The sequence below is a fragment of the Thalassotalea marina genome (genome assembly GCF_014656435.1).
GTDB classification, from domain to species: domain Bacteria; phylum Pseudomonadota; class Gammaproteobacteria; order Enterobacterales; family Alteromonadaceae; genus Thalassotalea_C; species Thalassotalea_C marina.
Genome location: NZ_BNCK01000001.1, coordinates 591,475 through 604,533 on the forward strand (window position 1 = coordinate 591,475; position 13,059 = coordinate 604,533).

Consider the following 13,059-nt stretch of genomic DNA (forward strand, 5'->3'; position numbering starts at 1 on the left):
TAAAGCATGAAAGTAATTCAATTGTTAGATAAATTTTGCTTCGGTGGAGGTGAACGAGTTGCAATAACGTACAACCAAACCATCAGGGATATAGGTCTAGATGCTAGCGTTTTAGCGCTTAAAGACAGTAGAAAAAGTAATGACGAGGGAATACATTTAGTTAATAACTATCGGCGTTATCTTTGTTTTATTTTTGGTGTTATTACGTCGGACAAGGAAAAGAATTCATGGTTGATATGTCATTCTATTAGAGCTTTAGCGATCGGTATATTATTCAAGTTGATTTTCTTTAACCGCGTGAAACTGTGTTTTATTCAACATCTAGCCTATAGTTCCAGTAAGTTAAAGTTAATATCTTTTACTCAATGTTTTCTAGAAAAAGTGGTGCAAATTACGCCTATCTCGGAGAAGTTACTAGCAAAACACTTTAGCAAAAAGAAAATTTTTTATTTCAACAATTATATTCATTCCAAAACGTATGTTGACAATGTAAGCGTCAATACTCAGTTGAATGATATTATTGCGGAAAAGGGGGCTCGAAAGGTAATTTCATTCGTCGGAGCTGTAAAACAGGGCAAAAACGCTGTTCATTTAGTAGAGCTAGCTGCTCATTTACCAGCCGGTGACTATTTATTTTTAGTCGTAGGTGATGGTGAAGAACTTTTATTAGCAAAGAATAGAGCCGAAGAACTTTCTTTGGAAAATATTAGATTTTTGGGTTATCAAGAACAACCTCTTCAGTTCCTTGAATTATCAGATTACTTCTTTTTCTCTTCATACAATAATTACGAAATGATGCCGATGGCGGTTTTGGAAGCTAAAACTAAACAGTGCATCGTTTTTGGGTATGATATGGAAGTTAACAAATATATTTTGCCTAGTGAAAATATATTTAAACTAGAACATTTTGACGAAATCGCCAAGGCAATCCTGTCAAATACTTTGATTTTTAGTAAAAATGAATTTGACGCAGTTTATGGTGAAAAGCAGTTTAAGAAACTATTGGGAATCATCGCATAGTGTTCGGTGCAGCTATCATCTTATTAAGTCTATCAATAGCGATTAAGTACGAAAAACTAGGCTTTTATGCCGCGTATACGTTTTTCTGTTACACCTTAATTGCATTAGCTGGTTTAGAGGGGATAGAAGCTGCATTTCAAATAAATATAAAGCCGTCAGATACACACCTTTACTACACAGGATATAACTCTCCTTGGGAATATATATCAGATTATCTTTTTTACTATTATCCTGCGTCGTTGAAATTGCTAACGCACCCATTTGACAATATTTATTACGCACTTGTTGTTCAGTGTGCTTTTATGGCCTTCGCGATTATTTGGTCATTGAGAAAAAGTAATAGTATGTTCTATTGTCTGGTTTTAATCAGCCACACTGTCATTTATTTAAGTGTTAATCTTTTCAAAGACAACTATTTTTTGATTGTTTGCTTACTGGCTATTGGGGTTGTTAGTCGATTAAAATCGAAGTTTGTCAGCAGTATAGCGATACTAACTTCAATTTGGGCGATGATGCTTGTTAGGCCTTTTGCGTTTTTGTTTTTACCCTTATCTGGCACACCATTTGTTTTTACCAACGCTTCGAAATGGCTTAAAATCATTTTTTGGGGGGGCAGTATTATCGCGATGGGTGCTATTCTAGTCACACAATGGGGCGTAATTATGTACGTTGCATCCAGTTGGTCTGACGAGGCGTCTGTGGGGACTTCAGGGATATCTATAGCTTCATTACCGAAGGTTATTTTAGGGCCTACTCCGTTTCATTATTTTTATCATAAGGACCATTTTGTCCAACCATTCCTTGATTCTCAGGCGGTGGTACTCACTTTTTTACACTATGTTTATTATGCTGCACTTACCTGGTTTATCGTTGTGCTGCCGAAAAATATTAAATCTTGGTATCAATCGGTGTTTCAAAGCCCTGCGGCAGTATTTGCTTTCGCATTAGGAATGGCTATTTTAGTTATTTACATGGTCGCGTACGGTTCTGCCGACGTTCGACAACGTGCGATCATTCTTACTTTACTCTTTTTATCTATAAGTTTGCCTTTTACTGAACAAAATAAGCCTTTTGATACGTCATTGACTGCAATTGAAACGTCTGCTTTTGTTGGTATTTTTGGGCTACTCTTCGTTGTCTCGTTGTTTGCCATATGAATAAGATCAAAATTGCCCATGTACAAGTTCTCCCGATTTTATCAGGGGTTCAAAATATATCCTTAGATGTATTAAATGGATTAGACAGTGCTGTTTATGACAAATATTTAATCTGCGCTGACGATGATATCGAATCAGAGGAGTTCGCAACACGTTTTGCAAAAGCTGGTGTGACGATTTTGCGTGTCAAATCGCTCAAGCGAGAAATTGGCATTCAAGACATGACCGCACTAAAAGACTTATTTTCACTGTTTAAATCCCATCAATTTGATATTGTGCATTCGCACTCAACTAAACCTGGTATTTTAGCACGTATTGCAGCACGATTTGCAGGTGTTAAAGCTGTGATACACACTATCCATGGCGTTGCGTTTCATAAAAATGAACCTTGGGCAAAGCGTTTGTTTTTCTATTTAGTTGAGTGTGTTGCTAGCCTGTTCGGGCATTATTTGACGTCTGTTAGCGCTTATTATCGACCATATTATCCATATATACGAGACAAAAAGTTCCGCGTTATTTATAACGGCATTCCAGTAACATTGCCAATAGAAGACATAAGGCATGATACAAACAGAAACGACAAACTGTCGATACTGTTTTTGTCTAGGATAGAAAGGGCAAAAGATCCTTTAACTTTGTTAAAAGCAACTAAATTGTTGAAAAATCGATATAACCGAACTGACTTTAACGTTAAAATTGCTGGAGATGGTGAGTTGATGGCTCAATGTCAGTATTATGTAGAGCAAAATGAACTGAGTGACGTTGTTGAGTTTTTGGGCTGGGTCACCGATAAAACACCCGTTTACCAGCAAGCCGACATTTTTTGTGTGCCGTCGATATTTGAAGCATTCGGATTAGTATTTGCTGAGGCTGGTTTGTATGAGTTACCAACGGTTGCTACCAATGTAGAGGGCATCCCCGAAGTGATTGCCCATGAAAAAACAGGGTTATTAGTAGCTCCTCATCAACCTGAACAAGTGGCTGAAAAACTAAACTATTTGCTCGACCATCCTGATGAAAGGCTGCGTTTAGGAAAAGCTGCTAAAGAAAGGATTTTAAACAATTTTACGACACAACGTATGGTAGATGAATACGAGCAATTGTATCGTCAAGCGCTAACTTAATAACAATTAATGGAAATATCGTGATAGATTTTTTAAAAGATGTTGTACGTTTCAAGTGGTTGGTTATCACTATAACGGCTTTATTTACACTGGGAAGTGCAATCCTTGCGATTAATACTGCGGAAGAATATAAAGCCGAAGTCATGCTAATGCCTGTAAATGAAGAGCAAGCCAGTGGCTTAGGGGCAATGGCTGGGCAGTTAGGTGGTATTGCGTCGCTCGCTGGCTTAAATGTTGGCGGTGGTGCCAATGAAAAAGTGGCGCTTGCGCTTGCGCTAATTGACGACTGGTCTTTTGCTGACGAATTCATTCGTAAGCATAATTTGAAAGTCTATTTATATGCTGTGGTAGGTTGGAATAAAGCCAGTAATGAGCTTATTTACGACGATAGTGTTTTTGATAATCAAACCATGACGTGGAAAATGAACGATGGTGTGAGCGAAGAACCTAGTGATTGGTTAATCTTCAATGAACTTAAAGAGCGGGTTATTTTAAGACAACAAAAAAATAGTCCGATTATCACCGCAAGTCTTGACTATTACTCCCCTGAATTGGCTGCTAAATGGCTAGACGACTTACTAATGGCGATTAATAAGAAAATTCAAGCAAATGATATGCAGGACTCGAAAAACAATATTGATTATTTGAGTGAAAAAGTTGATAGCACTAATATCAGTGAAATGAGAACCGTATTTTATCAATTGCTTCAAGAGCAAATGAAAAAGCTCATGCTAGCAGAAGTAAGAGAAGAATACATTTTAAAGAAAGTGGGGCTAGTAAAAACTCCTGAATCCAAGTTTAAACCGAGACGGGCTCTTATCGTAGTAATGGGTTTTTTCTGTGGTTTTATGTTGTCATTGGTATTACTTAGTTTTCGCCCTATATTTTTTGCATTGAAAGAACATCGTGTAATATGAAGTGTTTGACTAATTGAGTACTGTTTTTTGTTCCTGGCTGTGAATATAAAAGTATGTTTTCAGCCATTATGATATATGAGAAATAACGCAGTGACGAAGTATATAATTTAAATATACTCAATCTCCTTTGTAATAAGATACATTCAACAGTGAAAAATATAAAAAAGATTTCTTGGAGTGCTTTTGCATCCATTGGTGGAGCAGCAATTGACGTTATAAAGCTAAGTTATCTCGCCCATTACCTCAATGCTAATGAGTTTGGTATTTTTGCTATTGCGGTTGTTGTGCTTGGTTTTTGTCAACTCTTTTCTGAATCTGGCTTGGGGAATGCACTGATAAGCCATGACAATTTGAACAAAAAGCTTGCTGGTCAAACTTTGTATTTAGGGCTGTTTCTTGCACTATTTATTTACATGCTGGCCTGGTTTTTTAGTCCTGTCATCTCAGCATATTACAAAATTCCTGAGCTTACTTATTTGATTCCTTTACTTTTACTTGCTCTGCCATTTGTCACCATGTCTACGATTTTCCAAGCGTTGTTACAAAAGCAAATGCGAATAGAACTAATAAGTAAATGCCTCATTACCTCAAAAGTAATATCGCTAATAACGGTGATTTTACTTATCGAAAAATTAGACGGAATTACCGTACTAGCCAGTTCAAATCTAAGTTCTGCGATATCTTACTTTATTCTTTTACTTCCATTCTCTTTCAAATTAATAAAGTTAAACACAGTTCCGAAACTTGAAGTGATAAAACCTATATTAAACTTCTCAAAATTTCAATTGGGAGAATTTAGTCTTAGTTTTTTGTGTAGAAACTTAGACATACTTTTGATAACAAAACTTTTAGGTTCTGAACAGGGGGGAATATATTCAGTTATTAAAAATATGTTCATTAAAGTTGGTGAAATAATGTTTCAAACATTTCATCGCTTTTTCTATCCTCTTTTAGTCGAAAAAAGACGATTAGGTGAACAGATAACTATATCTTTCCTGAATTATTTCATCTTAAATCTGATACTTACTTTTTTTGCCTATGCATTCATATCTGTCAATATTGAATTTGCCGTTGCTTTGCTTCTTGGTGATAACTTCACAAACTACTTAGATTTAGCGTTGTTGATTTGCGCTTGGTTTATCATTCGATTTGCTACCGCGCCAATATCAACACTCTGGCTAGCATGTAATCGACCAGAGGTTGGTTTATATTGGAACTTATTAGGCACGCTTTTAATTCCTTTAGCATTACTGTCAACTTATCAATTAGGGATTAACAGTATCATTTACGCAATGACTTTAATTCAGTTGATTATGCTGATATTAATTATTCCATTATCTTCCTTTTTAATAAGCTGTCGAACCTTCAAAACGAAGAAAATGCTTTATTATGTCTGTTTGCTCTGCGTTACTGTAGTTTTGACATATAGCCCTTTATTGTTGATTCCCAATAGCGTTAATCAAAGTCTTTTCGGTTCTTTTATTTTAATCGTTTCATTCATATTACTTGCTTACAAACAACGAGAGAGCATTAAGGTTATATTTAAATGAAAGTTACTATTCTCGGCAGTTGCACCGTTGTTGATTTAGAAAAAAATTTAGACGCGTTTTTCGACAATGAAAGGCTTATAGATAACAGAAATGGTAGTAGAATGGAAATGGACTCTCTACCGCTTTTTAATATAGCTTTTAATAATAAAGACCTTGAACTTGGTCAAAAAATAATAAATGGCCTGAATTTTAATTGGTCAGATAGTGGAAATTCTTTGTGGATATGTGGGTGTTGGGGGCACAATGAGATTCACTTAAGATTCACATCCACAGCTCTTAGAACACTTTTATTAGCCTGTAATTACACTCCAAATCTCAAAAGTGATGTTTGCATTAAAGAAGCGCTGGAACAGCATATTAGTTACAAAGAAGAGAATGAAAACTATGTTTGGTTTTTACATGACTCACTTGAATCTGATCAGTTTTCATTTTACCCCCACTGGCATGGAGAAGACTTTCTAGGATTTGCAAAACATAATAGACTTATTTTGAATACCCATATCGATACCTTGATTACTTTACTTATGTTTAGGCATTATGGTGAACTTTGTGACAGCCAACATATGTTAGTTGATAAGGCCTTGAAAACTCTTGGAGAGTTTATTAATGAAACTAATCGAATAACTGGTTTTTTATCAAAAGTAGACCGAATTTTTAGGGGACTTTTATCTAGGTTGAGCGGTAGAAAAGCTCTGTTAGCAAGAGTAGCATCAGCATTAATCGAACGTATTTATTATCAAAGAGTTCGTTATCATTTTAAGAAAAAACATCACGCTTTGATATTTGATGATGGATATATTGAAAGAGATTTACGGTTATCAGGCCAATCTATTGAATATCATATTGTTAATATATGGGATATTTCTCGCTTATTGCTCTGGCTGAATATAGAGCAAAAAGGAACTAATCAATTAACATCTTCTCTCACTTCAATTGCAAAACGAGGGTTGAAGTACTGTTTAAAATCTCGCTCTTACACCAACTTTATACAAAGAAAAAGCTCAGGCACAGGGGTAGCTAACGAAATATTAGAATCAATAGTTATACTTTTTTGTTTAGGTGAAAGTGAAGACTGGATGAGAGAGTTATATATGCAATACCGTCAATATGCACCTGCGTCTTCAGCAATATTAGGGATAGATCTGAGTCTTTGTATTCCAACTGAGAAGTCAATTAATATTCCTGACGTTGATTTTATTACGTTGAGGAATGGTAAAACCTTTATTGCAAACTACAGTAAAGAAACAAAATCTATTGCTATTCATCATAACAATGAAGTCATTATTAAAAGCCAATGTATAGTGGTCGTTTGAGTGATTGGAGGAGCTACAGTGGACTTCTTTGTTCGTTTCATTACCAAAAATTATTGACATTTCGTAAGGTCAGAATTCATGTTGAGAGGCATAACGGTTTTTCACGGTCTTTACTTCTCTAAACATGAGGCAAATATAATTGCAGTTTTCTGGAATTTTGAATTCGGTAACGTTAAAAAAGTCATGATTTACAAAAACGCGTATTATTGCTGTACTCAAAGGTAATGACGATAGTTACAAACTTGAACAAGTGGTTTTGTAAAAAATATGTAGAAACGATTTACTATTTAAGTTTAGTTTGCCCCCCGTTACTGATTAATTTAGGTTTGTTATTTGCGTCCTTGCTTTTGTAAATATCGGTCAATAAAAAATAGTTTAATTGGGTTTAAAATGACAATATAAGCTGCTACCGATAACACACTACTTAGAATAAATACCCCCCAGTCCTGTCGCGCAAGGAAAATAAACGGTGGGATGAGCAGCACTAACTTAAATAGGTTTAATATTAGCCTTTCAGGTGCAGTAAATAGTTGTTGCGTTGCAACAATGCGCTCAAACCTTTCTTTAGTCGATAAATCGGATAATGCCGGCACTTGCTGAGATGATATAAAGTATTTCATTGAGAAATTAGGCCTAGTGTTCTTGTTCAAATTTTGATAAAGGCGAAAATTCTAACATAAATCTATTCAATTTTAAAAAATTCAAAGCTGTTATACCATTTAGTAAATCAGTCAGTTTTATCCAATCTCTAGAGCGCAAAGATTTTACTGTATTTATGTCAGCTCGAAATGAGTTCCACGTATCAGAGCAAACCTCAACAATGTCGTCATATCCTTTGAATACTTTATTTGATAAATATCGCTGACGTAGCCACTGCCAAACCTGTTCAATTGGGTTTAACTTTGGGGAGTACGTGGCAATTTGATGAGTGTGACGTTATCAAATGGCTTTGCTATATCAAAAGTATGGCAGCCTGCACCATCCATCATGACTACCGCATGGCGGCCATAGTCTGTTGCTTGTGATATTTGTTTCATATGCTGTGTCATCGCTTCTTTATTCGCCAAAGGGCTTATCAGCGCCTATGTCTTCCCTGTACTAGGGCATTCAGCACCGAATAGATAAACATACTCAAATTGTTGTCGAATAGCTCTTGGTCGTGAGCCTTTAGGCGCCCATAACCTTGTCGTGTTATTTTGTTGACCGAATCGACCTTCGTCTTGAAACCAAACGTCAACATCTTCTGCCTTTACATGAAATGGTGTGTACATGATCGTTGACAACCTAAACTTTTTCAAAAGCTTCTTGAACAGCTTGAGGTTGTCTAGGGTGCCTAGAGCGAGTGGTTATCCATGAAAAACCTAAACGCTTAATCACTTTATAAACGTGACCAGAGTTAAAACGAACATTAAAGTGCTGATGGATATAGTCGCCGATATCAGCTCCAGTTAATCTCCCGCCTTGTTTTACATAAGTACTAGTCAGTATGTATTGATTCAATTGCGCTAGTTGTTGTTGTGTTAGCAAGCTAGGACGGCCAGAACTAATTTAGTTCTCTAATCCAGTGAGTAGTTCATTTAAGAATTTATCAAAGTTACAATAAATAGAAAAATTGAAATAGAAATGTTTTTGGTTTTCCGAGAAAAGCTTAAAAAAATTACCATTTTTTAAATTTAATCGCACGACCATCAACTGCATATCTATCGAGTCAGGGGGAAGGTTTGGTTAGACGAAAAAAAGTTCAATAAATTTTTGATAATAGATTAAAAAAGCAAAGACCAATAAGCAAAAGGTTAATTTATTGAATTTTTGATACTGAGTTGATATTTCCACGGACAAACACATTAGTTCTTCATTGAATCTATCAAAATTTTCAACATGAAGAGGGAATTATCAATGCCAAATTATTTGCATGTTGTGTTATTTATAAAATTAATGGCTACAATAAAGAAATATAAGACTAGTAACGTGCGTGCTTGCTTCTCAAAACTAAAAGTAGACATAGAGTTTTTGAAAATAGCTACCTTTCTACATTGCAGAGTTTTATTGTTAAGTCATAACCTTAAATTTTAACGTACTGGGAAAATGGGCACAAATTGTAGCAGGAACCAGTTGTAGAGTTTTGTTTATAACGATAAAGCTATAATCAGTTTTTAAGTTATTAGTTTAAGTTAATAATAAATATATACCCTTATATTCTGGATTTTGTTAAACTCGCGACAATTTTTTCATCAGTGGGTGATTTTTCCATGAACGTTATTGAAGGTGGCTTTGTTGCTACAGGTAAAAAATTTGCAATTGTAGTGTCTCGTTTTAACCATTTTATCGTTGATAGCTTACTTGAAGGTGCTATCGATACGTTAAAGCGTCATGGCAATGTCGCTGAACAAGATATTACAGTAATCAAAGTACCTGGTGCTTATGAGTTACCATTGGTGGCAAAAAAAGCCGCGGCAAAGGGGGAATTTGACGCTATTATTGCTATAGGTGCAGTAATTCGTGGCGGTACTCCGCACTTTGACTTTGTTGCTGGTGAATGTAACAAAGGTTTAGCACAAGTTGCGCTAGAAGCTGAAGTACCAGTTTCATTTGGTGTAATAACAACTGACTCAATTGAACAAGCAATTGAACGTGCTGGAACAAAAGCAGGTAATAAAGGTGGTGAAGCTGCCTTGGGCGCGTTAGAAATGGTTAACGTGCTATCACAAATTTAAGGTTGAGGTAAAAGGTGAAACCATCTCCTAGACGTAAAGCGAGAGAGCTTGCCGTTCAAGCGGTTTACTCTTGGCAAATGAGTGAAAACTCAGTTGCTGATGTAGAAGCACATTTTTTAACAGAAAACGCCAAGAGACGTTTTGAAATTGATTTTTTTCAAAAACTTTTCAGAGGTGTTACTAATCAAGCGAGTTCTTTAGACGAAGCGTTGGCGCCGCACCTAGATAGAAATGTTGACGAAGTTGATCACATTGAAAAAGCTATTTTACGTGTTGCTGTGTATGAGTTGAAAGACTGCTTAGATGTTCCATATCGAGTGGTAATTAACGAAGCTATCGAGTTAGCGAAACTTTTTGCTGCTGACGATAGTCATAAGTTTGTTAATGGCGTATTAGATAAAGCTGTTAAGTTAATTCGCCCCACTGAATAAACCACTTATCGTTTTTTTATAGCATTCAATAAGGCGTTACTTTAAAAGTGCGCCTTTTGTATATATGGAGCACTCTAGCAGGACATATGCGATGAAAGAGTTTGATTTGATTAAAACTTATTTTAAAGAGCAGTCAGTCAGCCGAAAAGACGTTCTTATAGGCATTGGCGACGATTGTGCTCTAATTGCCCCTTCAGAAAAACAAAATATCGCTATCACGACTGATACCCTAGTTGCGGGTGTGCATTTCCCAGAAGACACACCACCAAGAGCGATTGGCCATAAAGCAATTGCGGTAAATTTATCAGATTTAGCGGCCATGGGGGCAGATCCAAGCTGGGTGTCTGTTGCGATCACTTTACCTAATGTAGATGAAGAATGGGTTGGTGAGTTTTGCACAGGCATGTTCGAGCTTTGTGAATACTACAATGTTCAGCTAATTGGCGGAGATACTACTCAAGGGCCTCTTAGTATTACGGTTACAGCACAAGGTTTGGTGCCGCATAATCAACAGATCACTCGTTCAGGTGCTAAAGCTGGCGATTGGGTATATGTAACGGGTGAGATTGGGGGCGCTGCACTGGCACTGCAGCATTATTATCAAAAGCTAACATTAGTGCCTGAAGTGTTGAGAGTGGTACAGGAAAGACTTGATTTACCTATGCCTAGGGTATTGGCAGGTCAAGCATTACGTCAGTATGCATCATCTGCAATAGATTTGTCTGATGGACTTATTGCTGACCTAACACATATATGTGAGGCATCCTCTGTTGGAGCAAATATCATATTAGACAAGCTTCCGGTACCCGCAGAAGTTTTACAAGTATTAGGGACTGAACAAGCAATAGATCTTGCATTAACCGGTGGTGATGACTACGAGCTGTTGTTTACCGTAAATGAAGACAACAAAGTCGGTATGGAAACTGCGTTAACTGATATGGGTATTAAACTTAGTTGTATTGGTCAGTTAAATGGTAGTCAAAAAATTACTGCATTGTTAAATGAAAAACCTGTAGAAATAAAGGCAGAAGGTTATCAACATTTTGTTGATGGGGTGTAATGTCAGTTTATGTCTAAATCTTTTAAGCTATCTAACCCCATTCAATTTTTGGCGTTGGGCTTTGGTAGTGGATTAGCGCCTAAGGCGCCTGGAACATTTGGTACGCTTGCTGCCATCCCTATATTTTTATTGATGTCTGTGCTTGCTGCTCCGATCTATGCGATTGTGGTGTTAGTGATGGCGACAGCCGGTATTTATATATGTGGTAAAGCTGCACAAGATGCTGGTGTGCATGATCATCCTGCCATTGTTTGGGATGAAATTGTTGGTTTTGTCATCACGATGTTTTTAATACCCGTATCGTGGCATAGTGTGTTAGTAGGTTTTATTCTTTTTCGAATATTCGATATTTTTAAGCCATGGCCGATTAGCTGGTTGGATAAAAATTGTCATGGTGGATTAGGGATAATGCTGGATGATATTGCCGCTGGTTTTGCTGCATTGGCGGTAATGCACTTAATTTATTGATACTGCATTTTGTAATAAAAAAGCCCTGAATTTTCAGGGCTTTTTTCATGGTTTTTAGTGAAGGATACGTGCTTTTATTGTCCCTTCAATTTGTTTTAACTGATCTAGAGCGGTTTCACTATTTTCTGTTTCAATATCGATAACAACATAACCAATTTGATCATCGGTTTGTAAATATTGCGCGGCGATATTGATGTTAAATTCTGCAAAAGATTGGTTAATTTTAGTTAATATACCAGGTTGGTTTTTGTGAATATGTAATAAACGACTTGTGCCAATATGTTCAGGTAAAGAAACTTCTGGGAAGTTAACCGCTGATAGGGTAGAGCCATTATCTGAATATTTGGCTAATTTACTAGCCACTTCTAAGCCAATGTTTTCTTGAGCTTCTTTAGTGCTACCACCAATGTGTGGCGTTAAAATAACGTTGTCAAACGCTCTTAATGGAGAAACAAACTCTTCATCATTACCTTTAGGCTCCACAGGGAATACATCAATTGCAGCACCAGCTACTTTTTTACTCGACAAAGCTTCACATAAAGCGTCGATATCAACTACAGTGCCACGAGAAGCATTGATAAACACCACACCGTCTTTCATCACATCAAATTCTGCTGCACCCATCATATTTTGAGTTTGAGGCGTTTCAGGCACATGTAAGCTAACTACATCGGCTTGTTGCAATAAAGCGGTAAGGCTTGGTGCTTGTTCAGCATTGCCAAGAGGTAGTTTAGTCTCAATATCATAAAACTTAACCTTCATGCCTAAGGTTTCCGCTAAAATGCCAACCTGCATTCCAATATGGCCATAGCCAACAATGCCTAACGTTTTACCACGAGCTTCAACAGAGCCTGCCGCTGACTTATTCCAAATGCCTCGGTGTGCTTGAGCACTTTTCTCTGGAATTCCGCGAAGCATCAGTAATAACTCCCCTAATACCAATTCTGCTACAGAGCGTGTGTTGGAAAAAGGTGCATTGAATACAGGAATACCACGTTTCTGGGCTGCCTTAGTATCCACTTGGTTAGTGCCAATACAAAAACAACCAATAGCAACTAGTTTTTTTGCGTGATTTAAAACCGTTTCATTTAACATGGTACGAGAACGAATACCAATGAAGTGAACGTCAGCAATCTTTTCTATCAGCTCTGGCTCTGATAATGACGTTTTTAAATATTCAATGTTGGTGTAACCTTTTGACTTTAATTCTTCTAATGCACTTTGATGTACGCCTTCAAGAAGTAAAATCTTAATTTTTTCTTTTGCTAATGACTTGTTGCTCATGGCGTTAAACCGTTCTCGTTA

At 36.7% G+C, this 13,059-nt stretch carries 15 protein-coding genes; 10 read left to right on the plus strand and 5 right to left on the minus strand.

Annotation, left to right across the window (positions count from 1 at the left end; translation table 11 throughout):
- Positions 1-6 precede the first annotated feature (6 nt).
- From IE199_RS02670 to IE199_RS02695, 6 genes are all read left to right on the plus strand, one after another.
- Complete coding sequence (locus IE199_RS02670; RefSeq protein ID WP_189767156.1) at positions 7-1,020, plus strand: glycosyltransferase; 1,014 nt, start codon at positions 7-9, stop codon at positions 1,018-1,020.
- Positions 1,020-2,177: a hypothetical protein gene (locus IE199_RS02675; protein ID WP_189767157.1), complete on the plus strand. Its 1,158-nt coding sequence runs from the start codon at positions 1,020-1,022 to the stop codon at positions 2,175-2,177. Before IE199_RS02670 ends, IE199_RS02675 begins: the two co-directional genes overlap by 1 nt.
- Positions 2,174-3,301 (plus strand): glycosyltransferase family 4 protein, encoded by a 1,128-nt coding sequence (locus tag IE199_RS02680; RefSeq protein WP_189767158.1) that lies wholly within the window; start codon positions 2,174-2,176, stop codon positions 3,299-3,301. Before IE199_RS02675 ends, IE199_RS02680 begins: the two co-directional genes overlap by 4 nt.
- A gap of 20 nt (positions 3,302-3,321) precedes the next feature.
- Positions 3,322-4,218, plus strand: a complete 897-nt coding sequence (locus IE199_RS02685) for a Wzz/FepE/Etk N-terminal domain-containing protein (protein WP_189767159.1) — start codon at positions 3,322-3,324, stop codon at positions 4,216-4,218.
- 149 nt (positions 4,219-4,367) lie between these two features.
- Positions 4,368-5,768, plus strand: a complete 1,401-nt coding sequence (locus IE199_RS02690; RefSeq protein ID WP_189767160.1) for an oligosaccharide flippase family protein — start codon at positions 4,368-4,370, stop codon at positions 5,766-5,768.
- Positions 5,765-7,081, plus strand: coding sequence for a hypothetical protein (locus IE199_RS02695; protein ID WP_189767161.1), 1,317 nt, complete (start codon positions 5,765-5,767; stop codon positions 7,079-7,081). Before IE199_RS02690 ends, IE199_RS02695 begins: the two co-directional genes overlap by 4 nt.
- Positions 7,082-7,410: 329 nt before the next feature.
- Here IE199_RS02695 and IE199_RS02700 read toward each other — a convergent pair whose 3' ends face one another.
- From IE199_RS02700 to IE199_RS02720, 4 genes are all read right to left on the minus strand, one after another.
- Positions 7,411-7,701 (minus strand): DUF6170 family protein, encoded by a 291-nt coding sequence (locus IE199_RS02700; protein WP_189767162.1) that lies wholly within the window; start codon positions 7,699-7,701, stop codon positions 7,411-7,413.
- Between the two features lie 276 nt (positions 7,702-7,977).
- Complete coding sequence (locus IE199_RS02710) at positions 7,978-8,118, minus strand: hypothetical protein (RefSeq protein ID WP_189767163.1); 141 nt, start codon at positions 8,116-8,118, stop codon at positions 7,978-7,980.
- Between the two features lie 45 nt (positions 8,119-8,163).
- Positions 8,164-8,352 carry a hypothetical protein gene (locus IE199_RS02715; RefSeq protein ID WP_189767164.1) on the minus strand — a complete coding sequence of 63 codons (189 nt, stop codon included), beginning with the start codon at positions 8,350-8,352 and terminating at the stop codon, positions 8,164-8,166.
- A 13-nt stretch (positions 8,353-8,365) separates the two neighbouring features.
- Positions 8,366-8,608, minus strand: a complete 243-nt coding sequence (locus tag IE199_RS02720) for a helix-turn-helix domain-containing protein (RefSeq protein WP_189767165.1) — start codon at positions 8,606-8,608, stop codon at positions 8,366-8,368.
- A gap of 722 nt (positions 8,609-9,330) precedes the next feature.
- On the opposite strand from IE199_RS02720, the gene ribH reads away from it, so the two are divergent.
- From ribH to IE199_RS02740, 4 genes are all read left to right on the plus strand, one after another.
- The gene (gene ribH / locus IE199_RS02725; RefSeq protein WP_189767166.1) at positions 9,331-9,795 is read left to right on the plus strand and encodes a 6,7-dimethyl-8-ribityllumazine synthase; all 465 of its coding nucleotides are present in this window, start codon (positions 9,331-9,333) and stop codon (positions 9,793-9,795) included.
- Between the two features lie 14 nt (positions 9,796-9,809).
- Positions 9,810-10,226 (plus strand): transcription antitermination factor NusB, encoded by a 417-nt coding sequence (gene nusB, locus IE199_RS02730; RefSeq protein ID WP_189767167.1) that lies wholly within the window; start codon positions 9,810-9,812, stop codon positions 10,224-10,226.
- 91 nt (positions 10,227-10,317) lie between these two features.
- Positions 10,318-11,286: a thiamine-phosphate kinase gene (thiL, locus tag IE199_RS02735; protein ID WP_189767168.1), complete on the plus strand. Its 969-nt coding sequence runs from the start codon at positions 10,318-10,320 to the stop codon at positions 11,284-11,286.
- 9 nt (positions 11,287-11,295) lie between these two features.
- Positions 11,296-11,754, plus strand: coding sequence for a phosphatidylglycerophosphatase A family protein (locus IE199_RS02740; protein WP_189767169.1), 459 nt, complete (start codon positions 11,296-11,298; stop codon positions 11,752-11,754).
- 54 nt (positions 11,755-11,808) lie between these two features.
- Here IE199_RS02740 and serA read toward each other — a convergent pair whose 3' ends face one another.
- The gene (gene serA / locus IE199_RS02745) at positions 11,809-13,038 is read right to left on the minus strand and encodes a phosphoglycerate dehydrogenase (protein ID WP_189767170.1); all 1,230 of its coding nucleotides are present in this window, start codon (positions 13,036-13,038) and stop codon (positions 11,809-11,811) included.
- Positions 13,039-13,059 lie beyond the last annotated feature (21 nt).

Bases quoted from the DNA above. Each gene is read 5' to 3' on its own strand.
- IE199_RS02670 (WP_189767156.1), top strand. From the start codon at position 7: ATGAAAGTAATTCAATTGTTAGATAAATTTTGCTTCGGTGGAGGTGAA.
- IE199_RS02680 (WP_189767158.1), top strand. From the start codon at position 2,174: ATGAATAAGATCAAAATTGCCCATGTACAAGTTCTCCCGATTTTATCA.
- IE199_RS02695 (WP_189767161.1), top strand. From the start codon at position 5,765: ATGAAAGTTACTATTCTCGGCAGTTGCACCGTTGTTGATTTAGAAAAA.
- IE199_RS02700 (WP_189767162.1), bottom strand. From the start codon at position 7,701: ATGAAATACTTTATATCATCTCAGCAAGTGCCGGCATTATCCGATTTA.
- IE199_RS02710 (WP_189767163.1), bottom strand. From the start codon at position 8,118: ATGAAACAAATATCACAAGCAACAGACTATGGCCGCCATGCGGTAGTC.
- IE199_RS02715 (WP_189767164.1), bottom strand. From the start codon at position 8,352: ATGTACACACCATTTCATGTAAAGGCAGAAGATGTTGACGTTTGGTTT.
- ribH (WP_189767166.1), top strand. From the start codon at position 9,331: ATGAACGTTATTGAAGGTGGCTTTGTTGCTACAGGTAAAAAATTTGCA.
- thiL (WP_189767168.1), top strand. From the start codon at position 10,318: ATGAAAGAGTTTGATTTGATTAAAACTTATTTTAAAGAGCAGTCAGTC.
- IE199_RS02740 (WP_189767169.1), top strand. From the start codon at position 11,296: ATGTCTAAATCTTTTAAGCTATCTAACCCCATTCAATTTTTGGCGTTG.
- serA (WP_189767170.1), bottom strand. From the start codon at position 13,038: ATGAGCAACAAGTCATTAGCAAAAGAAAAAATTAAGATTTTACTTCTT.